A 25,275-nucleotide genomic window follows, 5' to 3' on the forward strand; every position below is an offset into this window, starting at 1 on the left:
TTATTTTGCAGGAAAAGCATCCATGATTACAAACTCTACGTTAATCTTACGGAATTCACCACCGCGTTCTTTGGCTACTTCCACATGATATTCATATTCGTTCTTGGTGTTATCCAGTGTGGTTACATTCTTTTCAATATAATTCTTCACACCTGCCGCACGCATCAAAGCCAACTGTTCATTAGCAGTGATGCCCGAAGCCTTTGTTACGGTAATGTTATCAAGATTACCATCCTTATAATAAGGTTCATCGATAAATTCGCCATATTGTCCGTTATAGGCAATGCGCCCGCGAATAGGACTCGCGTCGGCAGAGCCGGTAACAATGACCTTCACTTGTTTACCTTCAGACAGATACTTGGAGAAATCGCCTTCAAAAGCATTCTTGATTATCTTCATCAAAGACATTGCGGCATTGGAACGTTCAATGTCATAACCACCTGACGGGAAGTCCTCCTTTGCAGAAAACTCTTTATTGATCACCTCATACTGGTAGCCCACTTTGTAGTTCAGAATCTTATTACCATTAGCATCCACACCCGGAATCACTTCTGTCCTCACATCAATCTGTGTATTTTCCGTAATCAGCTTATCCTGCTTCTTTTCTTCGATTACAGCTTCCTTGATCTCTTTCAGCTGAATTTCTTCACGACTTGCCTGCTGCATAATTTCCAGCGGAACAAAGTTTTCATCTGCTTCCAGAGCAGTCAACTTGGTGCGACCGATATTATCATAAATATAGACCTTATTTGTAGTCTCATTACGCACTTCTACATAAGCCAACTCAAATTCGTCCTTATCATTCAATACATAAACCGCATTATCAAATTTCAGGTTCTTACCATCCTTGAAATCGCCTACTTCATTTGAAGGCACTTCCAAAGCAATCGCGGGCAATGCATTAAATCCGATGTTCAGCATATTCTTGGAAGCGTCATATTCTCCCACGAAAGGATTATCAATAGAAATGCGGTCGCCTGCCAACTCCGTTGCCACTTCCTGAGCAAACAATTGTTGTTGCTTCAGGCGAGTCTCGTCATTCACACGGATAGCATAATCTTCCATGGACTCACCCTGCATCATCTTCACCCACTCGTTCATCTTAGCATCCACTTCCTTACTCATCAATTTACCAAAGAAAGGATTCAAACCATTAGCATCCCAGAACACAAGTCCTTTGGCGCGATTGGAAAGCATGAATACATCGCTCGTTTGCTTGTTCACAAAGAAGCGACTCCCCGTCACACCACCCGGATTTTCATCCAATGTCTGTTCAGGCACACTATTTTTCAAGTTCATGATGACAATGGCGTTACCATCTTTAACCACACTGATATATTTGCCATCCGGATGAAAGGACGGAGAAGTCAGTGTTCCACCTATCTTATCAAAGATATCCACCTTATCCCATGTCTTTGTGTCAAAAATAGTCAGACGCTTGTCTGCCGTCACAACAGCCATTTGAGAAGCATCGGCGGAAAAGACCAATTCAGTTACTTCGGCAGGCATCGGAAGAGAAGTACGCAGTTCTTTTGTCTGGAAATTCCAGATATCGATACTCTTACCGGTTCCGGCAGCAATAAAATAGTTGTTGGGACTCATAGTAATAGCCGTTGCCACAGCTTTTCCCTGAATATAAGCCTGAGGCAAATATGCTTTTGTATCGTAAACTATGATTTCTCCTAAAGAATTGGAAACCAAAAAATTGCGTGCATCAGCACCATAGCACATGGCAACAGGGACAATGTCTCCCTTTGATGCATCTTTCATCAACTCGGCGCCTACAGGTCCGGGCACAAAGAAATTCAGATTTTTCCTGCCCTTCAGTTCCTTACTCTTACGCTGCTCTTTCAGTTCAAAAAGTTTTTTGTTCCGGTCGCGGAAAGAATAAATACTAACAGGTTTCTTCCCCCGCATCAAAGCCAGTGAGCTACCCGTAGGGTTAAAGACTATTTTATCAACATCTCTCAGATCAACAATAGGGATATCGCGAATCGTAAGCAAAGAACCATCCGACAGGAAAGCTGTACAAAACGTTGTATTGTCAAATGCCGAAATACGTTTCGCTGAAGGAAAACTTCTCTTCACTTGCACCTGAGCCATTGCCTGACCACCCAAAAAAGCAGCCACAATACAAAATGCAATGCCCTTGACCGGGCGGAACCACATTTTCATTTCATCCATATCTTTAATGTTTATAATAGTTTATGTTTCATACTATTTGCAAATATAAACATTAAATTCCTATCAAGCAGTCAACAAATTCCTGTTTTTTTTGTTTAAAGAGGCTTTTAACAGGATAAACAGGTGAAAAACAAGATTAAGAGGATCAAAAAGATAACTATGCGGAATATTTATTTGTCACGGAAATCAGTGACAAATATTAAGAATGTTTCAATCCCATCTTTTCAGCACGCTGCAACATAAAAGTGCGCGCAGCCTCGTATTCATTGGGTATCACTCCATCCAAAATAGCATCTTTAATGGCGCTTTTCAAAGTTCCTACTTGCTGGCAGGGTTCCAGATTGAAAGTTTTCATGATTTCTTCTCCACTGATAGGCGGCTGGAAATTGCGAACACGGTCGCGCTCTTCAAGATCCCTCAGTTTCTGGCGCACCAGTTGGAAATTATTAAGAAAACGCTGTTTGCGCTCCATATTCTTGGACGTGATATCGGCTTCACACAATGTCATCAGATCATCAATGTCATCTCCGGCTTCAAAGAGAAGACGACGTACTGCAGAGTCGGTTACCACATCATCAGCAATGACAATAGGACGCATGTGTAAACCTACCAGCTTCTGTACATACTTCATTTTTTCATTCATCGGCAATTTCATTCTCCGAAAAATCTCCGGTACCATCTTCTCACCAATGAAATTATGATTGTGGAATGTCCAGCCTGCACGAGGTTCCCAACGTTTGGTAACAGGTTTTGCTATGTCATGCAACAAGGCAGACCAGCGCAACCAAAGGTTATCTGTTTTGCGACTGATATTATCAAGTACTTCCAAAGTGTGATAGAAGTTGTCCTTATGAGCCCGTCCGTTGCGGGTTTCCACACCTTGCAATGCAGCAAGTTCCGGAAAAATCAGCGGCAACAGTCCGGAACGATCCAAGTCAATAAAACCTTTGGAAGGAACAGGAGAGAGCAATATCTTATTTAGTTCGTCCGCAATACGTTCCTTAGAGATAATAGAAATACGTTCACAATTGCGACACAAAGACTCGAACGTAGCATCATCAATATAGAAATTCAATTGGGTAGCAAAACGGATGCAACGCATCATACGCAACGGATCATCACTGAATGTGATATCCGGATCAAGCGGCGTACGGATAGTCTTTTCTTTTAAATCTTCTATGCCGCCAAAAGGATCTACTAATTCTCCGAAACGGCTTTGGTTCAAACAGACAGCCAGTGCATTAATAGTAAAATCACGACGGTTCTGATCATCTTCCAACGTACCATCTTCAACAATGGGTTTACGTGAATCACGTTGATATGACTCCTTACGCGCACCTACAAACTCCACTTCTGTCCCACGGTATTTCACCTGTGCAGTACCAAAATTCTTGAATACAGCCACGTGCGCTCCACGCCCCAAACATTTGCCCAACGCTTCAGCCATTTCTATACCACTGCCAACCACTACGACATCAATATCCTTAGAAGGGCGTTGCAAGAAAATATCGCGTACATATCCACCGACCACATAGCATTCCAATCCCAATTCATCTGCCGTCTCGGATATCCGTTTAAATATGTCGTCACTAAAATGTTGTTTCAATTCTTCTGTTGTCAACTCAACCATAATACACCTTTAAAAAATAATCATATAGTTTTCATTCCGGAGAACAGAAAGTCTTTTGGTCTATTTTTCCACCTTCCATGTATCCGAGCCGTATCATCCTCGTATTTGCTCCGTACCTATACGCTTGGACTTGGTACGGACCAGGTACGGCTTTGATACGGACCGGGTACGGCGAGGACAAATAATTGTTCCAAACATCCGATATCTTAAGAAAACTAAAATACCATTTATCTATATTTGAGGCTACAAAGATACGGATATTATTTATAATTTTGTCCTCACTAACAGAAGAACAACAGTTATGAAGACAATGATACTTCTTGCGTGCCTCTGTTGCACGCTCTTCTCTTGCGAGAATGTGGAGAAAAAAGCCGGTGAAAAATTGCAAACTGCCCGCGAAGCTTTTGAACGGGGAGACTTCAGTGAAGCAAAAATGCAGATTGACAGCATTAAGATATTATACCCAAAAGCTTTTGAAACTCGTCGTGAAGGCATCAGTCTGATGCAGCAGGTAGAACTGAAAGAACAGGAAAAAACACTTGTTTACCTGGATAGCCTGCTTCAAAAGAAACAAAGCGAATTGGATGCCATAAAAGGGAAATTCACCCTCGAAAAAGATGCCGAATATCAGAAAATAGGCAACTATCTGCACCCCTCACAAGTAATAGAAAAAAATCTGCATCGTTCATATCTCCGCTTTCAGGTGAATGAGAATGGGCAAATGAGCATGACTTCCATTTATTGCGGTCCCAGCAATATTCACCATGTAGGTGTAAAAGTAGTTGCTCCTGATGGTAGTTTTGCCGAGACTCCTACTTCCAAAGATAGTTATGAAACTACCGATTTGGGAGAAAAAATAGAAAAGGCCGATTATAAAATAGGAGAAGACGGTAATGTCATCGGTTTCCTTTATCTAAATAAAGATAAGAATATCAAAGTGAACTATCAGGGTGAACGCCCCTACTCCACTACGATGACTCCGGCAGACCGCCAGGCAGTGGCCAGTGTTTATGAACTGGCACAGTTACTTTCATCTATCACTGAAATTAAGGAAGAGATGGAAGAAGCAAATCTGAAAATAGAGTTTGTGAAGCGGAAGATGCAGGAAAGAGAAGAAAAAGAGACGGAACAAGGAAAATAAACACATAGATGATAGCAAAATAATGGGGCACCTTCTCACGAAGCCGCCCCATTTTGTTTCTTTAGTTGTTAGAGTAAAGAAACCATTAAAGTTAAACTTCCGGAGAGAATCTCCGAAAAAGACATGGCAGAACACTTTCCCGCCATGTTTTCTTTTTAAACACTTTATTTAATAGTAAATGTATCAAGAGATTCACCGAATGTTCCGGCCGAAACAGTCCACTCATAAACAAACGAGAAAATCTTGCTACTTGCATCATAACTACAACTACCCGGAGTTACACTGACCATGCCGTAAGAAGAATGTACATATCCGGAGGCAAACTTCTGACCACCATTTACTACCACTTTCGCACCATCCCAGGCAAACAAGACATCATATCCCTCCATCCAGCAAGATGCAAAACGGTATTGGTTCAATATCTCAGAGTATTCCAGCGTGGCCTCCCACGATTCTTCAAAGAATCCTGCATTATACATTCCCGTCGCATAAGGTTTATAATCCTCTTTGATGACATTCAACTCGATACGGGGATATACAGTAGTTTCTGCATATTGCTGTGTGTATTCTTCAGAAATGACAATAGACAAAGCATAGCTTTTGAACATTCTCATCTTGTCGGTGGTCTTGATAGTAATCGTTTTTTCTCCTTCACCCGATGCAAAATCGACACTGGCAGGCACCGTAAAGATACTGTCATGCGGAGTGGCAACTTTCAAAGGAATGCTCTGGGCACTGCCTGTATTAGTACGTTCTATCGTTACAGTAAACTCCGACTCATCAACTCCCAGTGCAGGAGCCGCCTTATTTTCGGCAGAAAAGTAAACATTGTCTCCGCTTGTATTTGCCGGAGATCCGGGCGTGTAGTCATCATCATCGCTACAAGCGGTGAACAAGCAGCAAGAGGCTACAGCCAGCAGAAAGTATTTATTGAATAATTTCATATCTTCTACTAATTTAATCATTACTAATTTAATCGGTTACACCATCATTCAACCCCGGATTCTGTCCGGCCACCGGCTGCGTACCGTCCGTGTTCTCTGTTGGAGGGATACCCTGGTTATTATTGGTTTCCTTCTGCGGGAAGCGGAGCAGCAAGTATCCGTCATTAGGCTCAATGTTGAATGCAAATGCATCCGGCCAGATACCGATATCACTGCCGTGGAAACGGACGATAGGTTTATTTAAGCGCATTATATCAGCAATCGAGAAACCCTCACCCCAAAGTTCTATGCGACGCTGTTTCCAGATTTCAGTCTGCAAAGCCTCGGCAGAAGTTGCAGAACAAGAATATTCAGTATCACGATAACCTTTCACAAAATCCTCAAGTACTTTTTTACCGCCTGCTACGTCTCCGCTCATGGCAAGGCCTTCTGCTTTTATCAAAATCAGCTCTTCGGCACGCATCAGACACCAGTCACTGTCGTTGGTAGTGCTACCGATACCACTCTTCATACCGAATTTGACATTAGAATACGTCAGGAACGCAACTTTCACATCAGGAATCTCTAGAGTGGAAATAGCATCACCGGTCACTCCATTCCAAGAGATGGTAGAGAGTAATGGAGAATGTAAATTTTCGTCTACCCACCAACCTTTACGGACATCAGTGTCAGGTATTTTGTTCCAAAGTAAGGGATTAATACGTTTGTATACGCCTACACCGGCCGCATAACTGGAACCGGAAAAAGAACCTAACTTAGAAGGCCAGGTAGGATAACCTCCATTACCGGTGACATTGGCAGCTTCAATCAACAAGCCCCACAACCAGTTCGGCTCACTCAGCCTGCAAAATGTCGGAGTAGAAACATCGGCCCTGGAAGCAGGATTATATCCGGTTAATGCTTTATCGGCATCAGCAGCGGCAGCCGCCCAGTTGCCCATATAGAGATTGGCACGTGCACGCAGGCCATAAGCCACCTGTTGGTCAATCTTCGTCTTATCCGGACGCACATAACCTTCGAGCAGGGAAATAGCATCGTTCAAATCATTCATAATCTGGGTATAGACTTCTTCTACGGTGGCACGGGGATTATTGCTGTAATCAGCAGTCGCTTCCGTCACAATAGGCACACAAGGTTTATCCTTGCTCGATTGATAATTGAACTGATAATAGGGAGCCAATCCCAAATAATCGAATGCACGCACAGCCTTTGCCTGCCCCATGTATTGCTTCAATTCAGGATTTTCCGTTGCCGGATCAATAGAAGCCAGCAAGTCATTGGCAAGTTTCAACTGATTGTAGAAGTTGGCATAACGTGCATAAGGGTTAGCATAATTAGCATTACGGTCAGAGTATTCACTATTGACAGAGAACCAGTTAAAACCACTATTATCACAAACCATATCCGGTCCGTTAAGATCTTGTGACAAAGATACAGCGGGGAGCCCGAAATCATCATCACGCGTATCGTTGGGAAATGCGCAGTACTGTTTACCCATATAGGAATATACACCTGCCAAATCAGCGGCTACACGTTCCGGTATAGCCGTAGTCGTTTCGTTCACTTGTTCTTCAGAGATGATATTGCCTTCGGGCTTCATATCATCCATATCGGAGCAGGATGCGAGCACAAAGCATCCCAAAGCGAAAAAGGATATTTTACTGATATATTTCATGACTTAATACTCATTTAGTTTATTAAAAAGTAAGGGTGAGGCCACCGGAAATGTTACGCATAGCGGAGTATGTATAGTTACCTGCCGTAGTCGAGCTACCCGTACCGAGGCGTGAACGCGGATCAAGACCTTTACGAGCGGAGATAACTCCGAGATTGTCGCCGGTTACATACAAACGCAGGCTGGAGATACCGATATTCTTCAATAAAACCTTCGGCAAAGTATATCCTAAAGTAACATTATTGATACTCAGGTAATCGGAACTCGTCAGGAATCGACTGGAATCCAACTGATAACTGGCATCTGCTGCACTCAAACGAGGTACATCAGTATAGCGATTTTCCGGAGTCCAAGCTTTGCGGATGTCAGTAGACCAGTTAGTACCTGCCATTGAAGCATAACCTGTATGCATAATAGCCTGATAAGTACCGTCATATAACTTTCCACCCAATTGATAAGATAACTGGAGAGACAAGTCGAAACCTTTATAATTCAATGATGTACCGAAACCACCATATACCTTTGCCAACGTACTGCCCTGATCGGCTTGTTGAGCTTTAGCGTAATCTGTGGTTGTAGAGTAATCACCATTTTCCGGGTCAACATAATACAAAGCTTGTCCGGTTTCTACATCTACCCCTGCATAAGTTTTCAGATAAGACTGATAAAGTGAACCACCTATCTTATATATATAAGAACCTGTCCTGATGCCATTCTCTTTCACATTGTCAGCCAAATCAGTAATCTTATTCTTGTAATGGGTCAGGTTGAAGTTTGCACTCCACTCAAAATCACGTCCTTTCAGGATAACAGCGTTCAGGTCCAGTTCAACACCTTTGTTTACGATAGAACCCACATTGGTAGGAATAGAACCTGTAGAAATACCGGAAGATAAAGGAACGGGCTGGTTGTACAACAAATCTTTCGTCTTACGGCTGAAGTATTCGATGGTACCGGTCAGACGGCCTTTGAACAGTTCAAAGTCCACACCTGCATTGAATGCATAAGAGGTTTCCCAAGTCAGTTCCTTATTGCCTTTATAAGTCAGCGTCTTTGAATATTCGCCCGTACTTTCGCTATACGTCACTGAGAACTGATCCATATAAGGATAATAGTTCTGATAACCGGCAGGGTCCAGAATGTTATCATTACCCTGAATACCCCAACTGGCCTTCACCTTCAACATATCAATCCAAGTGGAGAAGTTGCTCATAAAGTCTTCTTTGGAAATCAGCCAGGCACCGCCCACACTGCCAAAGTTTCCCCAGCGGTGCTCCTTGTGGAAACGTGAAGAAGCGTCACGGCGATAAGAACCGCTCAGGAAGTATTTGCCGTCATAGTTATACTGGATACGGCTCAGAATACCTTCCGTCATATAGTTGTCGGTATAAGAATAAAGTTCCTTGTTGCTGGTACCTCCGGCGTTGGTCAACTCACCGATGAACGGGTCGTACAAGTGATCGTTCTGTCCCGTCATCGACTGGATTTTCATTTTATACTGTTCGTAACCAGCCAGAATATCGAAATTATGTACTTCTGCAAAAGTCTTCGTGTAAGTTGCAAGATACTGGGTGTTCACGCCCGAAAGACGGTAATGTCTTACGTAGGCCGAACCGTCCGTCGTTTCGTTGCTTCCGCCCCAGCGGCTATAAAGCGCGTTGATGCGTTGGTTCGATTCGGTTGCGGAGATATTGGCAGATAACTTCAGACCTTCTACCGGAGTGATGTCGGCATACCATTTACCATTAAACGTACTATTAGTATTGGTGTAGCGGTCATTATCAATGCTGGCTGCCGGACGGGCAGGGCTCATGAAGGCACGTTGCATATTAGTGGAAGTGCCGCCATTATCATACACCACATAACCAGTAGTTTCATTATGCATAATGTTACCTTTAGCATCACGTACGTACATCGGATAAATCGGCGCCATCAGATTTGTTACGTAGAACAAGTTACCGCTCGATCCCCATGAAGTAGAACCATTCTGATGGGAAGTTCCCTGCGAATAGTTCATGTTAGTTCCTATCTTCAGCCATTTCTTAGCCTGATAATCTACCTTGCCACGACCTGTGTAGCGACTGAAACTGGAATTTTTAATGATACCCGAATCATCCAGATAACCTACACTGGCATAGTAATTCAGTTTATCCGATTTACCGGAAACTGTAATATTGTACTCCTGGCGCAGATTACTATTACCGAAAATCTCGTCATACCAATCATCCGGCGTATAGTAGTACTCACCGTCACTATAGCCCAAAGTGGCATTCGGATTCAACTTAAAATTAGTACCGATCAGATTTTGTCCTTCGGGCACGGTGTAGACCTGATAGCCCAGACCACCGTTCTTCACATCCAGCAGGTTTTTGTTAGCATACGCATACGAGGCAGCTGCAGAAGCACCACCATAGGCCTGTGAGTTATAGAGAGATTTGTACATCGTCTCATAATACTCTGCCGGACTACTGATTACATCATAATTGGGGATGGCACGCCTGTTTGCTCCCCATTTGGCATCTACGGTAATCTTGGCCTCTCCGCTCTGCCCTGTCTTGGTGGTAATCAAAATAACTCCATTGGCACCACGTGCTCCATAAATAGAGTTGGCGGCAGCATCTTTCAGCACGGTCATCGATTCAATATCGGCAGGATTAATGCTGGAAATCTCACCGTCATAAGGCACACCATCCACTACATACAACGGGGCGTTACTTGCACTCATAGAGCCAATACCACGAATGCGCACGGATGCCGTAGAGCCGGGCGCGCCATCGGAACTGGTAATCTGCACCCCTGCAACCTGTCCTGCCAAGGCATTCGTCACATTAGATACGACACGTTCCTCCAGTCTATCACTCTTAATTGTAGAAGCCGAACCGGTAAATGCCGATTTCTTTGCCGTACCGTAAGCTACCACCATAACTTCGTCCAACATTTCTGTGTCTGCTTTTAGCACTACACTGATTGTTCCCGGCTTGATAGCAGCTTCCTGCGTTTGCATACCAATGAACGAAATCTGCAGAGTCTTTGCGGAACTTGGTAAATCCCTTAATTTGTAATAACTTCCGTTCATATACTTCACCCATTTTCCACCAGCCACCGGGCAGAAAGTGTTTCCGGTGAATGCAGCATGAAAAAAGTCTCGTCACCGGAGTCTCACCGCTTTCACACAAAGATAGCAGGAAATATTCTCCACAGACAATCTGTGCAAGAAGACGGGGATATTCTCTACGCAAATGTTCATATTCATCCAGAGAGAAATTCATAGTAGGTTCTGTCACTGTTTCCGCCTTTAAATAATGATATAAAGATAAGAATAATCAGTGATATTTTCTAATTCCGTACCAACTAACAGTCATTTAAAGAAAGATTTAAAAAAAGCTTTCGAAAATATGAAAATATTACATGACGATATCGGGGCGGAATATCGTAAAATCGGTCTGAACCCGCTCAGGAGATAGCTGTGACACAACTTTCGCAGGGCTACACCCTTTCCTTTGGATGGTGTAGCCATCACCTCCAAAGGGTGTAGCTATCCGGGGGAAAAGGTGTAGCCCTGCCGAAAGGACGGTTTACCAACACCGGAGATTGATAAATGTTATTTAACAAATAATTCCACATACTGTCGAATTATGATTTCCGCTATAACCAACTAACGGAAGAAATCCAATTCCGCCCGGCTGATAATCGCGATACCCCCTTTGTATCCATAGGCAAACGGGAATTGAACAGCTTTATGCTGCCAATATATATAAGGTATTAAAGAAATATAACGCGGCTGCCATGCGGGGAAGAAATCCGAATACATTCGGACAAATATTATCGACAATTGGCATAATTCGTAAATATACAAGATATATAAATGTATACTTAGTAGTAACGTAGGTAGAAAACAAGAAGAGCGAACCGGGCTCATACAGGTTAAAGTATATGAAGCTCAAGCCCCCCTTTCCAGAAATGTGCCTTTACCCGTATACCCCTTGTAGTAAAGGGATCAGCAGGACTGGTGAAATGAACGAAGTCAGAAAATCCTATTCTATGTATTATCTTGAAAAAGGGAGAAAAGAAGAATACTACGGCGTCTATAATTAACGGAATATTACTTATTTTAAACATTACCTGTTATATAAAAAAGGGAAAGTAAGAAATAGCTCATGCATAAACAAAAATGAATCAAGAATAGAAGATATCTCTTCGATAACAAGCAATATTCAAGCATTTATAAATTACATCATGAATATTTTTTATTCATGTTTTCTTTTGTATTTCAAATAATATAAATACCTTTGCCCCAACATCAAGATTAAAATTCGTTTTAATTGGTTAATTTTAAGAGAGAATTTATGAAAAGGAAATTAATGTTGTTTTTAACCTGTCTCCTCATGAGTATAGGTTTAGTAACGGCTCAGACATCTACCGTTTCAGGAGTAGTACATTCCGAAGAAGATGGCGAGCCTGTTGTTGGAGCATCCGTATTAGTGAAAGGCACTTCTTTAGGTAGCATTACTGATATTGATGGTAAATTTAGCATCCCTAATGTACCAAGTTCCGCAAAGACTTTGTAAGTTTCATTTATCTAATACAAAATCATCTATTTTTTGAACTTAACATACGATACAAGACGATGTGGGGCAGCTTCGTAGAAACTGCCCCACATCGTTTAAGTATTCGAAGTGTAGTTACATAAAAACTCAAAGCACCAAACGATGTAACATTACAGCGGTAACTAAGGACAGGCAAAGGATGTAATCAGTCGATTTGAAATCAAATGGTTTGAAATCGATTGATTACATCCTTTGTTTTTTAATCTTTATCCTTATCTTTGTACTGAAAATCAATGTCATTCATTATGGGAACACCTTTTATATATGGACGAATAGCCGATAAGAACAACTTTACAAATAGGAAAAAGGAAGTTGAATTACTAAAGCGTAATTTTTCCGGCCTTGTGAATACGATTATTATTTCTCCGCGCCGATGGGGGAAGACATCACTGGTAAACCGAGTTGCCCAGCGACTGGCAGAAGAAGATAAATCTATACTGATATGCCAGGTGGATATCTTCAATTGTCGCACGGAAGAGCAATTCTATCTGGCTTACGCAACTGCCGTACTGAAAATAAGCCATTCCACATGGGATGATTTTGCAGCTTCCGTCCGGAAATATCTAGGACGGTTGTTGCCTTCCGTCACATTCTCAGATATGGCTCAAACTTGTGAATTGTCTTTCGGGCTTGATTTCAAAGACAATAAAATGACGTTTGATGAAATCTTGGATTTACCACAAACTATTAGTAGGGATTCCGGCAAAAAGATAGTGGTTTGCATTGACGAATTTCAAAATATCAACGAGTATGACGACCCTTTGGCCTTTCAACGGAAGTTGCGCTCACACTGGCAGAAACACATGGATGTATGCTATTGCCTGTATGGCAGCAAGAGACACATGTTGTTGGACATTTTCCATAATTACAACATGCCTTTTTATAAGTTCGGAGATATCTTGTTTCTGGAAAAAATACCAAAGGAAGATTGGATAGAATTTATAGGAAGAAAGTTTTCTGAAACTGGAAAGGATATTTCAGAAGAACTGTGCGGCATGATTGCCGATCGGATGAAAAACCACCCCTATTATACCCAACAACTAAGTCAGCAGGTATGGTTCAGAACCGGAACCACTGTCTCAGTCGAAGTGGTTGACGAAGCCTTCAGTGATATGATTGGTCAGCTTAGTCTGCTTTTTGCCAATATCATCGATACGTTGACACCACGGCAAATCAATTTTCTGTTGGCAGTCGCCGATGGGATCACAAACTTCTCATCAAAAGAAGTACTCATGAAATACCAATTGGGGACATCTGCCAATATTAAAAATTTAAAAAAGGCAGCAACTGAAAAAGATTTGATTGATATTCTACCGGGCAACCGGATAGAACTGCAAGACCCCGTATTTGAATATTGGCTGAAATATATTTATCGTACAAGGTGAAGGCGCAAAATAACGAACGCGGGACAACTACATTAAGAAGTCATCCCGCGTTCGTTATAATATAATTTATGCTATGAAAATTCTGTTACCACTGCAACCGTGGCAAGAACTTACTCAAGCAAGTACGTAATGCACTCAAGGTAATAGGCTTTACCAATACTTCCGAAGCACCGGCAGCCATTGCATTTTCACGGTCAGCCGTAAAAGCATAAGCAGTCTGCATGATAATAGGAAGTTCCTTCTCCTCTTCACGGATAATCTTTGTTGCTTCCAGACCATTCATGATAGGCATTTTGATATCCATAAGAATAGCTGCTGTCTTTCCACGGTTCTCTTTGAACAGATTAACCATCTCTTCACCGTTCTTTGCCCACAATATCTCGCATTTTTTGCCAATAATAGCCTTTATCAACTTAAAGTTACTATCATCGTCTTCCGCTACCAGTATCAGCGGACGGTAATCTTCTGATAAATTCCCTGTTTCCATTACCAATGTATTTTTGTTTAATGAGGCAAAGATATAAAAAATAATATAAATATATTATCTTTGAAGAAGATATGCTGCATCTCGGCATAACTTTTTCATGCAAGCATGAAAGTTCTACGCTCTATTTGCACTATCTTTGCCTGAAAACGAAGATAGGCTGCACCTCAACATAAAAAATGAACGAGTTCATTTTATTCTGTACTCAGTTTGCACTATCTTTGCGCCTCAATTTAAAAATAGAGTATGATTTCAATAGACGGACTGGCCGTAGAATTCGGCGGCACCACCTTATTCAGTGACGTTTCCTTCGTTATTAATGAAAAAGACCGCATCGCCCTGATGGGAAAGAACGGAGCGGGAAAAAGCACCTTACTGAAAATTCTGGCAGGAGTACGCCAACCTACCCGGGGCAAAATCTCGACACCTAAAGACAGTGTTATCGCTTACCTGCCGCAACATCTGATGACGGAAGACGGACGTACCGTATTCCAGGAAACCGCACAGGCTTTCTCACACCTGCATGAGATGGAAGCAGAAATAGAGCGCCTCAACAAAGAACTGGAAACACGTACCGATTATGAAAGTGACAGCTACATGGAACTGATTGAAACGGTTTCCGCCCTGAGTGAGAAATTCTACTCTATCGATGCTACCAACTATGAGGAAGATGTAGAAAAAGCTCTGTTAGGACTCGGCTTCAGTCGCGAAGATTTCAACCGCCAGACCAGTGACTTCAGCGGTGGATGGCGTATGCGCATCGAGCTAGCCAAACTACTGTTGCAAAAGCCGGATGTACTGTTACTGGATGAGCCTACCAACCACCTCGACATCGAAAGTATTCAGTGGTTGGAAGATTTCCTTATCAATAATGGTAAAGCTGTTATTGTCATCAGCCACGACCGCAAGTTTGTGGATAATATCACTACCCGTACCATTGAAGTGACAATGGGACGTATCTATGATTATAAAGTAAATTACTCCAAATATCTGGAACTCCGCAAAGAACGTCGTGAACAACAACAAAAGGCTTACGACGAACAACAGAAGTTCATTGCCGAAACCAAAGAATTCATTGAACGCTTCAAAGGCACTTACTCCAAAACCCTGCAAGTACAAAGCCGCGTAAAAATGTTGGAAAAGTTGGAAATTCTGGAAGTAGATGAAGAAGATACTTCGGCACTACGGTTGAAATTTCCGCCATCTCCACGTTCCGGCAATTATCCTGTAATCATGGAAAACGTAGGTAAAACCTATGGCGACCATGTGGTATTCAAAAACGCTACACTGACCGTGGAACGGGGAGACAAATTAGCATTTGTCGGCAAAAACGGCGAAGGTAAGTCCACCTTGGTGAAATGTATCATGAAAGAGATTGAACACGATGGCACGCTGACACTCGGACATAATGTACAGATCGGTTATTTCGCACAAAACCAAGCTTCTCTGCTGAACGAAAACCTAACGGTATTCCAAACGATTGACGATGTGGCAAAGGGAGAAATACGTAATAAGATACGTGACCTGCTGGGTGCTTTCATGTTCGGTGGCCCAGAGCAATCCATGAAGAAAGTAAAAGTGCTTTCCGGTGGAGAGCGCACACGACTCGCCATGATTAAACTGTTGTTGGAACCGGTAAACCTACTGATTCTGGATGAGCCGACGAACCACCTCGACCTGAAGACCAAGGACATTCTGAAGCAAGCGCTGTTGGATTTCGATGGTACGCTGATTGTAGTAAGCCATGACCGTGACTTCCTGGACGGACTGGTTACCAAGGTCTACGAATTCGGTAATAAACAAGTAAAGGAACACTTAAGCGGCATCTACGAATTCCTGGAAAAGAAGAAAATGGAGTCACTCCGCGAACTGGAAAGGTAAACGTTCCTTAACAGGGCTTCCGCAACTTTTCTTGCGTCATATTGTTTCATTTTTATAAAACTCTAATTACGAGAACAATGAAACGATATGACGCTATAATAATAGGCTTCGGCAAAGGTGGCAAGCTACTGGCGGTCGAATTAGCCAACCGCAACTGGAAAGTGGCGGTCATCGAACGTTCCCCGGACATGTACGGTGGAACCTGTATAAATGTAGGATGTATTCCTACTAAAACCATGATAAACGAATCAGAATTCGCCGAACGTATCTATCAAGACGATTATAAGAAACAATCCAAGTTATATTCCCTCGCCCTAAGGCGCAAGGATAAGCTGGTCACCTTCCTTCGAGAAAAGAACGTCGAAAATCTGACGAATAACCCTAATATAACATTGTATGACGGAACTGCATCTTTTCTCTGTCCGGACACGGTAAAGGTAGTCCCTTCACCGGAAAGTGAAGATTACTTTGAACTGGAAGGAAAAGAAATCTTTATCAATACCGGTTCTACACCTATCCTACCCGATATTGATGGATTAAAAAACAGCCGATACGTATATACAAGTGAGACATTGCTGCATACCGAGATTCTTCCCCAACACTTGCTGATTATAGGAAGCGGAGCTATCGGGCTGGAATTTGCCACCATGTATGCCGGATTCGGCAGCAAGGTTACTATTCTGGAAGCCGGTAAACGCTTCTTGCCGAAAGCTGATCGGGAGATTGCCGAATATATGCGGGAAAGTCTGAAAAGAAAAAATATAGAGATACGCCTGAACGCACGCGTACAATCATTACATGATACAGTGGACGGCATTACCGCCACCTATACGGATGCCTCGGACGGCACACCTTACTTTCTTGAAGGCGATGCCCTACTCATTGCAACAGGACGTAAACCTATGATAGATGATCTGAATCTGGAAAAAGCAAAAATACAGGTTAATGCACAAGGAGGGATCATTGTCAATGAGCAATTACGCACTACTGCACCACACGTCTGGGCCTTGGGAGACGCTAAAGGCGGGGAAATGTATGATTACCTTTCAATTGACGATTCCCGTATCATCTTAAATCATCTTTTCGGTAATAAGGAACGTTCTGTTGACGACCGTAATCCTGTACCTTACGCCATCTTCACAGATCCGCCTATGGCACATATCGGTCTGACGGAAGAAGAAGCCATGAAACGTGGATATCCCATCAAGATTTCACGTCTGCCCGCCTCCGCCATCCCTCGTGCACGTACTTTGCAGAATATGGATGGGATGCTAAAAGCTATTGTAAATACGGATACTGAGAAAATACTGGGCTGCTCACTCTTTTGTGTGAATGCACCGGAACTCATCAATCTGGTAGCGTTTGTCATGAAAACCGGGCAGAAATCTTCGGCTTTACGTAACTTCATATTCACCCATCCCAGTATGAGTGAAGGTTTAAATGGATTATTCAAGGCTTTTTAATAACTAACATTTGGTAATTAAGCCGTTAACTTCTATCTTTGTCCGCAATAAAAAAATAAGGATGCAGAGAAAACGGTACATAACACTCTTTTTTATATTCATCAGCATGGTCATGCTGGTGGTACCGGTTATTCCTCACCACCATCACAATAATGGGTTGATATGTATGAAGAATGACATAACTCCCAATTGTTGCGGACAACAACACACCCCGGATAGCGAACATTGCTGTTGCGATACGGGATGTGTTACTACCCACTTTTTCCAGCAAACTCCCAGCCCGGACAACGGATGGACACATCCGGATTTTCCGCTGGTTATCACATTATTCTCCGAACCACTTCTCAGACTATTGGTCCTCCCCGAAGAAAGCGGGCAAAGACAGGATTGCATATACCAGGAATCACTTCATGGCACGTATCTCACACGTGCCACAGGACTTCGTGCACCTCCGTGTGTCCTTACTTTATCGTAAAGTCTGCAACTTTATTGCAGGCTTTTATCTCTAATTTTGCACACAGATAAAAGTAAGAACATAAAAATATCATCATGAAAAAAATTCTTTTTATGGGAGTCATGGGATTATTCCTGTTAGGCTCTTGCAATAGTAAATCCGGCGATGGACACGAAGGTCATAATCATGAAACAGAAAAACATGAGCACGAAGGTTGTGACCATGATCATGAAAGCGAAGACCACAATCACGAAGGTGACGAACATAACCACGATGGACATAGCCACGATGAACAAGCAGCCGGACATAGTGACGAAATCATTCTGCCTACCGCCAAAGCACAGGCTGCCGGAGTAAAATCCAATGTTGTAGAACCGGGGATTTTCCATCAGGTTATAAAAACCAGCGGTCAAGTAATGGCAGCACAAGGAGATGAGAGCGTGGCTGTAGCAACCGTAGCTGGTGTAGTATCTTTCCGTGGAAAGATAATCGAAGGTATGAGTGTCAGTAAAGGTACGCCACTGGTGACATTATCTTCCAAGAACATGGCGGATGGTGACCCCGTAGAACGGGCACGTATCGCTTATGAAGTTTCCAAGAAAGAATATGAGCGCATGAAAGCCCTCGTAGGAAATAAGATTGTTTCTGAAAAAGATTTCGCTCAGGCGGAACAAGCATACGAAAATGCACGTATCAGCTACGAAGCCGTAGCTAAAAATAGTTCAGCAAGCGGACAAGCTGTAGTTTCCCCTATCAGCGGATATGTAAAAAGCCTGTTAGTGAAAGAAGGCGACTATGTAGCCGTAGGGCAACCGTTAGTCAGCATTACGCAAAACCGCAAATTGTTCCTGCGTGCTGATGTGTCTGAGAAATATTACCAGTATCTGCGTACTATTGGTTCTGCTAATTTCTGCACTCCTTATAATAATAAGGTATATACATTGAAAGACTTAGACGGGCGTCTTCTCTCTTATGGCAAGGCTTCCGGTAGTGATGGTGGATATTATGTACCTGTAACCTTTGAGTTCGACAACAAAGGTGATATTATCCCCGGTTCGTTTGTAGAAATCTTCTTATTGTCTTCCCCTATAGAAAACGTAATATCCCTGCCCCATTCAGCATTGACTGAAGAGCAAGGCAGTTTCTTTGTCTACCTGCAACTGGATAAAGAAGGATATAAGAAACAACTCGTAACTCTCGGAGCCGATAACGGTGAAAGCGTACAGATTCTCTCAGGTGTAAAAGCTGGAGACCGCGTGGTTACCGAAGGGGCTTATCAAGTGAAACTGGCAAGCGCTACGAATGCGATACCGGCACACAGTCACGAACACTAAACTTATTTACTATTTGACAAGTTACTATTTACTATTTGGCTGTGCAATGCGTGAAGCTGATGATAAGAATAGTAAATGTCAAATGGTAAAAGACAAGGTGTATCAAATAGTAAATATAAATAGTAAAATAGTTAATATATCATCGTGTTAAATAAGATCATACATTTCTCACTTCATAACCGCATCCTGGTGCTTGTGGCCTCGGTGTTGTTACTGATAGGCGGAACTTACACCGCCATGCATACGGAAGTGGACGTATTTCCAGATCTCAATGCACCTACGGTTGTCATCATGACTGAGGCAAACGGCATGGCGGCAGAAGAAGTGGAACAACTCGTTACATTTCCTGTAGAAACAGCTGTGAACGGTGCAACAGGTGTGCGCCGCGTACGTTCTTCATCTACCAACGGCTTCTCTGTAGTATGGGTAGAATTCGATTGGGATACGGATATTTATCTGGCCCGGCAGATTGTCAGCGAAAAGTTGGCCGTCGTAAGTGAAAGCCTGCCTACCGGTGTAGGTAAACCAACGTTGGGTCCACAATCATCCATTCTGGGTGAAATGCTGATTATCGGATTGACGGCCGACTCTACCTCCATGCTCGACCTGCGTACAATAGCCGACTGGACCATCCGTCCGCGTCTGCTCTCTACGGGCGGTGTAGCACAGGTAGCAGTACTTGGAGGTGATATAAAGGAATATCAGATACAATTAGATCCGGAACGGATGCGGCATTATGGCGTTACGCTGAATGAAATCATGACTGTAACCCGCGAAATGAATCTGAACGCAAACGGTGGCGTGCTATATGAATATGGTAACGAATACATTGTGCGTGGAGTACTTTCTACCGACCGTGTAGATCAACTGGCACGTGCCGTAGTACGTGGTGGAACAGCTTCGGGCAGTGCTCCTATCTTACTGGAAGACATTGCAGATGTACATATCGGAGCAAAGCTACCCAAACTGGGTACAGCATCCGAACGGGGTAAATCCGCCGTACTGTTAACAGTAACCAAGCAACCAGCCACCAGTACACTGGAATTAACGGATAAATTAGAAGCATCTTTAAAAGACTTGCAGAAGAACCTGCCACCGGATGTAAAAGTCAGCACAGACATCTTCCGCCAGAGCCGCTTTATCGAAAGCTCTATCGGAAACGTACAGAAGTCCTTGTTTGAAGGAGGTATCTTCGTTGTGATTGTCCTATTCCTGTTCCTTGCGAATGTACGTACAACGGTGATCTCATTGGTTACACTACCGCTTTCATTGATTACTTCACTGGTAACACTGCATTATATGGGCTTCACAATTAATACAATGAGCCTCGGTGGTCTTGCCATCGCTATCGGTTCGCTGGTGGATGATGCCATTGTGGACGTGGAGAACGTATATAAACGACTCCACGAGAATAAGTTAAAGCCTGTGGAAGAACGCCTTTCCATACTGGAAGTAGTATTCAACGCATCGAAAGAAGTACGTATGCCTATTCTGAATTCTACGCTGATTATCGTAGTCAGTTTCGTACCGCTGTTCTTCCTCACCGGCATGGAAGGCCGTATGCTGGTTCCACTGGGTATTGCGTTCATTGTAGCACTGGCAGCTTCTACGGTAGTGGCATTGACAGTTACACCAGTACTTTGCTCCTATCTTTTAGGAAAAGACAAGAAGAAGGAACAGAAAGAGAGCAGCGACTCGTTCGTAGCACGCAAGATGAAACAGTGGTATGGTGCTGCATTGGCATTCGTACTGGGACATAAGAAGATCGTACTGGGCGGTACAATCGGTCTGTTCGTAGTTGCCCTGGTATGTTTCTTCACATTGGGACGTTCGTTCCTGCCACCTTTCAACGAAGGTTCGTTTACGATTAACATATCTTCTTTACCAGGCATCTCATTAGAAGAAAGTGACAAGATGGGACACCGTGCGGAGGAATTACTGCTCAGCATTCCCGAAATACAAACCGTTGCCCGTAAGACCGGACGTGCTGAACTGGACGAGCATGCACTTGGTGTGAATGTTTCGGAAATAGAAGCTCCGTTCGAATTGAAAGATCGTTCACGCAGTGAGCTGGTTGCCGAAGTACGCGAAAAGTTAGGTACTATCGTAGGGGCAAATGTGGAAATCGGCCAGCCTATCAGCCACCGTATCGATGCTATGCTCAGTGGTACAAAAGCCAACATCGCAATTAAACTGTTTGGTGACGACCTGAACCGTATGTTTACCTTGGGTAATGAAATCAAAGGTGCCATCCAGGATATTCCGGGTATTGCCGACCTGAATGTAGAACAACAAATAGAACGTCCTCAGCTTATCATTTCACCCAAGCGGGAAATGCTGGCTAAGTTTGGTATCTCATTACCGGAATTCTCTGAGTTCGTGAATGTCTGTCTTGCTGGTGAAACCGTATCACAGGTATACGAGAAAGGTAAAAGTTTCGACCTTACCGTACGTGTACGTGATGATCTTCGCGACGAAATGGAGAAGATACGCAACTTGATGATAGATACAAGTGACGGAAAGAAAATACCTTTGAACTACATCGCAGAAGTGCGTTCTGCCATGGGACCGAATACCATCAGCCGCGAGAATGTGAAACGTAAAATCGTGATCTCCGCCAATGTTGCCGACCGCGACCTGCGCAGTGTGGTGAATGATATTCAGGCCCGTGTGGACAAGGATATTAAATTGCCCGAAGGGTATCATCTGGAATATGGCGGCCAATTTGAGAGTGAACAGGCAGCAAGCCGCACCTTGTTACTCACATCATTGATGAGTATTGTGGTGATCTTCTTACTGCTTTATCATGAATTCCGTAGTGTAAAAGAGAGTGCAATCATACTTATCAACCTGCCGCTTGCATTGATCGGTGGTGTGTTTGCTTTGTTGATGACAACGGGAGAGGTGAGTATTCCGGCTATTATCGGTTTTATTTCACTATTTGGTATCGCCACCCGAAACGGTATGTTACTGATCAGCCACTACAACCATTTGCAACAGGAAGAAGGACTGAATGTGTACGACAGTGTAATCCGTGGCTCAATGGACCGTTTGAATCCGATTCTGATGACAGCATTGTCTTCTGCTCTCGCTCTTATTCCATTGGCATTGGGAGGAGATTTGCCGGGTAATGAAATTCAAAGTCCGATGGCGAAAGTTATCCTTGGCGGTCTTTTAACTTCCACGTTCCTGAACGGTTTCATCATTCCGATTGTTTATCTGATGATGCACCGGAAACCAGCGAATTAACATCCATATAACCATTAACAATATCAAATAATGAAACGAATTCTGATATTTAGTATTATCACCTTTTTCCTATATGCGGGGATGCGCGCACAATCGGTCGACATAGACGAAGTGCTGCGCCGCATTGAAGCGAATAATAAAGAGTTGCAGGCCAACGCCCAACTCATCACTTCGCAGAAAATGGAAAACAAGTCAGAGAATAATCTTCCCGACCCAACCCTTTCTTATTCTCACCTGTGGGGAGCAAAAGATAAGGACGAAACCATCGGCGAGCTCGTTGTTTCACAAAGCTTCGACTTCCCTACGCTCTACGCTACGCGTGGACAAGTGAATCGTCTTAAAACCGGTGCACTCGATGCACAATCCACCGCCTTCCGCCAGCAACTGTTGCTTCAAGCCAAGGAAATATGCCTCGACATCCTCATGTTGCAACAACAGCAAAGATTGCTGGACGAACGTCTAAAACAGGCAGAAGAACTTTCCGCCTATTACAAGAAACGTTTGGAAACAGGAGATGCCAATGTTTTGGAAACCAATAAAATCAATCTGGAATTGCTGAACGTTCGTACAGAAGCACGAACCAACCGCACCACCTTGGAAAACAAATGGCAAGAACTGACTGCATTGAACAGCAACCAGCCATTGCAAATCTCTTCTCTCAGCGAATATCCGCTGCATCCACTACCGGCTGATTATGAACAACTGCGTGAAGAGGTTATCGCGTCGGATGCTGCTTTGTGGTCACTGAGCAACGAAAGCGCTGCTGCCCGCAAACAAATTTCTGTCAGTAAACAAGGCTGGCTGCCTAAGTTGGAGTTAGGTTATCGTCGTAACACCGAATCGGGCACTCCGTTCAATGGTGTTGTGGTGGGCTTTTCTTTCCCCATCTTCGAGAACCGAAATAAGGTGAAGATAGCCAAGGCACAATCCATGAATATAGATTTTCAGAAAGAGAATGCGACTTTGCAGGCAGAGTCTTCATTAGCACAGCTTTATCGCGAAGCTCAATCCTTGCAAGCTTCCATGCAGGAATATCAGGAAGCCTTCAGCTCACAACAAGATCTCGCATTGCTTAAACAAGCCCTTACAGGTGGACAAATCAGCGTGATAGAATTCTTTGTGGAAGTTTCTGTGATTTATCAAAGCAAACAAAATCTGCTACAACTGGAGAACCAGTATCAGAAGGTGATGGCACAGATTTATAAGAGTAAGTTGTAAAAACAGTATATTATAACGAAAGAGGGCTTGAATGTTCAGGCCCTCTTTTATCATTTATTATAGTTTCGTAATTTTCCCCATAAAAAGAATTGCTCCCGTACTCTTTTCCTTAATCACGAAAGCAAAAGGACGATCTACATAGAAAGATATAGGAGTAGATGGTCCAGCGGATGTTTCCAACATTCCACCAACTGTAACAGCCGCTGCTTCAGTACCTTCCTCATCTACATTTACATAAGTAAATTGCTGCAAAAGACCAATATATAACTCGGCAGCCGACATTTTAGAGAAATCAGCCTTATGACCATCAAAGGCATCCTTCATCCCCATAGCAACCATATCCTCTATGAGCATCTTGTCATACTCCACTTTGAAACGGGGAAGTTTAACCTGCAATTGCCTGCTCGACAAAGCTGCATTCCATTCCTTCCAGTTTTCATAAGTCAACCCGGACAAACTCTCATCCAAAGTCTTATCCCCGGCAGGCAATAAGAGCACCATACTGAAAGCTTCGTTACCATATGGCAATTCTGCGATGGAAAATGCTGAGTTCTGAGCATAATTAAACGTTTCTGTCTGATTCATCATGTTCACTTTCTGCTCAGTACCATCAGAATTAGTAAAGTTTTCCTGGCGAGTATCCGATTTTTGGAATTGACTCTTCCAGATACCTTTGAAGTAGAGTGCATTAATCAAATACATACGTGCATCTTCCGGTATTCTCTGTATAACCTCTTTTATACAATTATTCGTCTGCTCAGCGCACCACCGGTTAATCACATCCTTCGCTGTGGGAGATGTAAAATCAAGTTCCTGTACCTGGGCATCATACATCTTCTTATTCACATCCACAAAAGAATCGTAAACTTTAAAACCTTGTTTCACCCAAATAGAATTGGCGATTCCTAATTGAGTGGTATTATCTAAATCCAATAAAGCTGAAGTTAATTTTTGATTATAGTTATTCAGATCATCAAGAGAGAAAGAAGCGGCAGGAAATCCCAATACATACTGCATTTCAGTAAGCGTATTGCCCGAAGCTCCGTTAGTAATCATCGATAAGCAAAGTGATGCACTCAATGGAGACACAAAAACATTCGGTTTTTCTTTTTCGGTACTGCACACCTGATCGAAGAAACGGAAAGCAAAGTCTGTACCTTTGTCCATAAAATCTTGTTCCGCACGAGTGAGATTGATGTCTTGACGTGGTTTTGGTTCCGGTTGAGAAGGATTCTCATCATTCTGACAGGCTGCAAGGATACTGAGTAGGCTTAGCGCAGCAATAGTTTTCTTTAGCATAAGCATTATAGTATTAGTTTTCTATTAAGTTACTCTGTTAGAATAAATGCATAAATTTATAAAATACTGCACTACATCACAAATAAAACATAAATCTTTCCTATCTTTGCTCTCGGTTTTGTTGGAGTATGCCTTTCGGTATACTCCATGAAAAGGGAATTGGGTGTGACTCCCAAACAGTCCCGCTGCTGTGATCTCCTATTGCAGGATTTGCCAATCACCTGTGCCACTGCCAATATTCGTATGGTGGGAAGGCGGCAAATCCGGAGTAAGTCAGAAGACCTGCAAAACCTATCAAATCTTATGCTTTCGAGGAAAGGGTATGAG

Annotated in this window: 16 protein-coding genes, 1 pseudogene and 1 riboswitch; of the genes and pseudogenes, 10 read left to right on the forward strand and 7 right to left on the reverse strand. The window is 43.0% G+C overall.

Translation table 11 applies throughout. The features are described from left to right. Together VYM24_RS24710 and VYM24_RS24715 are read right to left on the reverse strand one after the other, a co-directional pair. The gene (locus VYM24_RS24710; RefSeq protein WP_299088862.1) at nucleotides 1-2,184 is read right to left on the reverse strand and encodes a WD40 repeat domain-containing protein; all 2,184 of its coding nucleotides are present in this window, start codon (nucleotides 2,182-2,184) and stop codon (nucleotides 1-3) included. A gap of 199 nt (nucleotides 2,185-2,383) precedes the next feature. After that, nucleotides 2,384-3,814, reverse strand: coding sequence for a CCA tRNA nucleotidyltransferase (locus VYM24_RS24715; protein WP_291554668.1), 1,431 nt, complete (start codon nucleotides 3,812-3,814; stop codon nucleotides 2,384-2,386). A gap of 301 nt (nucleotides 3,815-4,115) precedes the next feature. On the opposite strand from VYM24_RS24715, the gene VYM24_RS24720 reads away from it, so the two are divergent. Further along, entirely contained in the window at nucleotides 4,116-4,955 is an 840-nt protein-coding gene (locus tag VYM24_RS24720) for an outer membrane protein assembly factor BamD (RefSeq protein ID WP_291554667.1), read from the forward strand. Between the two features lie 164 nt (nucleotides 4,956-5,119). Here the strand turns inward: VYM24_RS24720 and VYM24_RS24725 are convergent, their stop codons facing one another. The 3 genes from VYM24_RS24725 to VYM24_RS24735 are packed head-to-tail and all read right to left on the reverse strand — an operon-like array spanning nucleotide 5,120 to nucleotide 10,650. Then, nucleotides 5,120-5,899 (reverse strand): hypothetical protein, encoded by a 780-nt coding sequence (locus VYM24_RS24725; RefSeq protein ID WP_291554665.1) that lies wholly within the window; start codon nucleotides 5,897-5,899, stop codon nucleotides 5,120-5,122. Between the two features lie 28 nt (nucleotides 5,900-5,927). Then, nucleotides 5,928-7,574: a RagB/SusD family nutrient uptake outer membrane protein gene (locus VYM24_RS24730; RefSeq protein WP_291554663.1), complete on the reverse strand. Its 1,647-nt coding sequence runs from the start codon at nucleotides 7,572-7,574 to the stop codon at nucleotides 5,928-5,930. 22 nt (nucleotides 7,575-7,596) lie between these two features. Continuing rightward, complete coding sequence (locus VYM24_RS24735; protein WP_299088870.1) at nucleotides 7,597-10,650, reverse strand: SusC/RagA family TonB-linked outer membrane protein; 3,054 nt, start codon at nucleotides 10,648-10,650, stop codon at nucleotides 7,597-7,599. Nucleotides 10,651-11,324: 674 nt separating this feature from the next. Between VYM24_RS24735 and VYM24_RS24740 the strand changes: the two genes are divergently transcribed. The 3 genes and pseudogenes from VYM24_RS24740 to VYM24_RS24750 all read left to right on the forward strand — a co-directional run bounded on the left by VYM24_RS24740 (nucleotide 11,325) and on the right by VYM24_RS24750 (nucleotide 13,566). Then, entirely contained in the window at nucleotides 11,325-11,462 is a 138-nt protein-coding gene (locus VYM24_RS24740; protein WP_483073348.1) for a DUF3874 domain-containing protein, read from the forward strand. Nucleotides 11,463-11,920: 458 nt separating this feature from the next. Next, nucleotides 11,921-12,139, forward strand: a pseudogene (locus VYM24_RS24745) (carboxypeptidase-like regulatory domain-containing protein); the annotation flags it as partial. 287 nt (nucleotides 12,140-12,426) lie between these two features. After that, on the forward strand, nucleotides 12,427-13,566 hold the full coding sequence (locus VYM24_RS24750; RefSeq protein WP_299088872.1) for an AAA family ATPase: 1,140 nt from the start codon (nucleotides 12,427-12,429) through the stop codon (nucleotides 13,564-13,566). An 85-nt stretch (nucleotides 13,567-13,651) separates the two neighbouring features. Here the strand turns inward: VYM24_RS24750 and VYM24_RS24755 are convergent, their stop codons facing one another. Next, nucleotides 13,652-14,053 (reverse strand): response regulator, encoded by a 402-nt coding sequence (locus VYM24_RS24755; protein ID WP_007210435.1) that lies wholly within the window; start codon nucleotides 14,051-14,053, stop codon nucleotides 13,652-13,654. A 243-nt stretch (nucleotides 14,054-14,296) separates the two neighbouring features. Between VYM24_RS24755 and VYM24_RS24760 the strand changes: the two genes are divergently transcribed. The 6 genes from VYM24_RS24760 to VYM24_RS24785 all read left to right on the forward strand — a co-directional run bounded on the left by VYM24_RS24760 (nucleotide 14,297) and on the right by VYM24_RS24785 (nucleotide 23,649). Beyond that, complete coding sequence (locus VYM24_RS24760; protein ID WP_330941115.1) at nucleotides 14,297-15,931, forward strand: ABC-F family ATP-binding cassette domain-containing protein; 1,635 nt, start codon at nucleotides 14,297-14,299, stop codon at nucleotides 15,929-15,931. Between the two features lie 77 nt (nucleotides 15,932-16,008). After that, a complete protein-coding gene (locus VYM24_RS24765) occupies nucleotides 16,009-17,394 on the forward strand; it encodes an FAD-dependent oxidoreductase (RefSeq protein WP_291554653.1) in 1,386 nt (461 codons plus the stop codon). Between the two features lie 61 nt (nucleotides 17,395-17,455). Continuing rightward, nucleotides 17,456-17,869: a DUF6769 family protein gene (locus tag VYM24_RS24770; RefSeq protein WP_074435160.1), complete on the forward strand. Its 414-nt coding sequence runs from the start codon at nucleotides 17,456-17,458 to the stop codon at nucleotides 17,867-17,869. Nucleotides 17,870-17,943: 74 nt separating this feature from the next. After that, complete coding sequence (locus tag VYM24_RS24775) at nucleotides 17,944-19,182, forward strand: efflux RND transporter periplasmic adaptor subunit (RefSeq protein WP_299088881.1); 1,239 nt, start codon at nucleotides 17,944-17,946, stop codon at nucleotides 19,180-19,182. Nucleotides 19,183-19,326: 144 nt separating this feature from the next. Then, nucleotides 19,327-22,431 (forward strand): efflux RND transporter permease subunit, encoded by a 3,105-nt coding sequence (locus tag VYM24_RS24780; RefSeq protein WP_330941116.1) that lies wholly within the window; start codon nucleotides 19,327-19,329, stop codon nucleotides 22,429-22,431. A 30-nt stretch (nucleotides 22,432-22,461) separates the two neighbouring features. Further along, nucleotides 22,462-23,649: a TolC family protein gene (locus VYM24_RS24785; protein ID WP_425286619.1), complete on the forward strand. Its 1,188-nt coding sequence runs from the start codon at nucleotides 22,462-22,464 to the stop codon at nucleotides 23,647-23,649. A 57-nt stretch (nucleotides 23,650-23,706) separates the two neighbouring features. Here the strand turns inward: VYM24_RS24785 and VYM24_RS24790 are convergent, their stop codons facing one another. Next, nucleotides 23,707-24,948, reverse strand: a complete 1,242-nt coding sequence (locus VYM24_RS24790; protein ID WP_299088658.1) for a serpin family protein — start codon at nucleotides 24,946-24,948, stop codon at nucleotides 23,707-23,709. A 101-nt stretch (nucleotides 24,949-25,049) separates the two neighbouring features. Further along, a riboswitch (cobalamin riboswitch) is annotated at nucleotides 25,050-25,252 on the forward strand. The last annotated feature ends 23 nt before the right edge of the window (nucleotides 25,253-25,275 follow it).

This window comes from Bacteroides sp. MSB163, assembly GCF_036416795.1.
Classification (GTDB): domain Bacteria; phylum Bacteroidota; class Bacteroidia; order Bacteroidales; family Bacteroidaceae; genus Bacteroides; species Bacteroides maternus.

Excerpts from the sequence above, each read along its gene's own strand:
- VYM24_RS24710 (WP_299088862.1), bottom strand. The coding sequence starts at position 2,184 with ATGGATGAAATGAAAATGTGGTTCCGCCCGGTCAAGGGCATTGCATTT.
- VYM24_RS24715 (WP_291554668.1), bottom strand. The coding sequence starts at position 3,814 with ATGGTTGAGTTGACAACAGAAGAATTGAAACAACATTTTAGTGACGAC.
- VYM24_RS24720 (WP_291554667.1), top strand. The coding sequence starts at position 4,116 with ATGAAGACAATGATACTTCTTGCGTGCCTCTGTTGCACGCTCTTCTCT.
- VYM24_RS24725 (WP_291554665.1), bottom strand. The coding sequence starts at position 5,899 with ATGAAATTATTCAATAAATACTTTCTGCTGGCTGTAGCCTCTTGCTGC.
- VYM24_RS24730 (WP_291554663.1), bottom strand. The coding sequence starts at position 7,574 with ATGAAATATATCAGTAAAATATCCTTTTTCGCTTTGGGATGCTTTGTG.
- VYM24_RS24735 (WP_299088870.1), bottom strand. The coding sequence starts at position 10,650 with ATGAACGGAAGTTATTACAAATTAAGGGATTTACCAAGTTCCGCAAAG.
- VYM24_RS24750 (WP_299088872.1), top strand. The coding sequence starts at position 12,427 with ATGGGAACACCTTTTATATATGGACGAATAGCCGATAAGAACAACTTT.
- VYM24_RS24755 (WP_007210435.1), bottom strand. The coding sequence starts at position 14,053 with ATGGAAACAGGGAATTTATCAGAAGATTACCGTCCGCTGATACTGGTA.
- VYM24_RS24760 (WP_330941115.1), top strand. The coding sequence starts at position 14,297 with ATGATTTCAATAGACGGACTGGCCGTAGAATTCGGCGGCACCACCTTA.
- VYM24_RS24765 (WP_291554653.1), top strand. The coding sequence starts at position 16,009 with ATGAAACGATATGACGCTATAATAATAGGCTTCGGCAAAGGTGGCAAG.
- VYM24_RS24770 (WP_074435160.1), top strand. The coding sequence starts at position 17,456 with ATGCAGAGAAAACGGTACATAACACTCTTTTTTATATTCATCAGCATG.
- VYM24_RS24775 (WP_299088881.1), top strand. The coding sequence starts at position 17,944 with ATGAAAAAAATTCTTTTTATGGGAGTCATGGGATTATTCCTGTTAGGC.
- VYM24_RS24785 (WP_425286619.1), top strand. The coding sequence starts at position 22,462 with ATGAAACGAATTCTGATATTTAGTATTATCACCTTTTTCCTATATGCG.
- VYM24_RS24790 (WP_299088658.1), bottom strand. The coding sequence starts at position 24,948 with ATGCTAAAGAAAACTATTGCTGCGCTAAGCCTACTCAGTATCCTTGCA.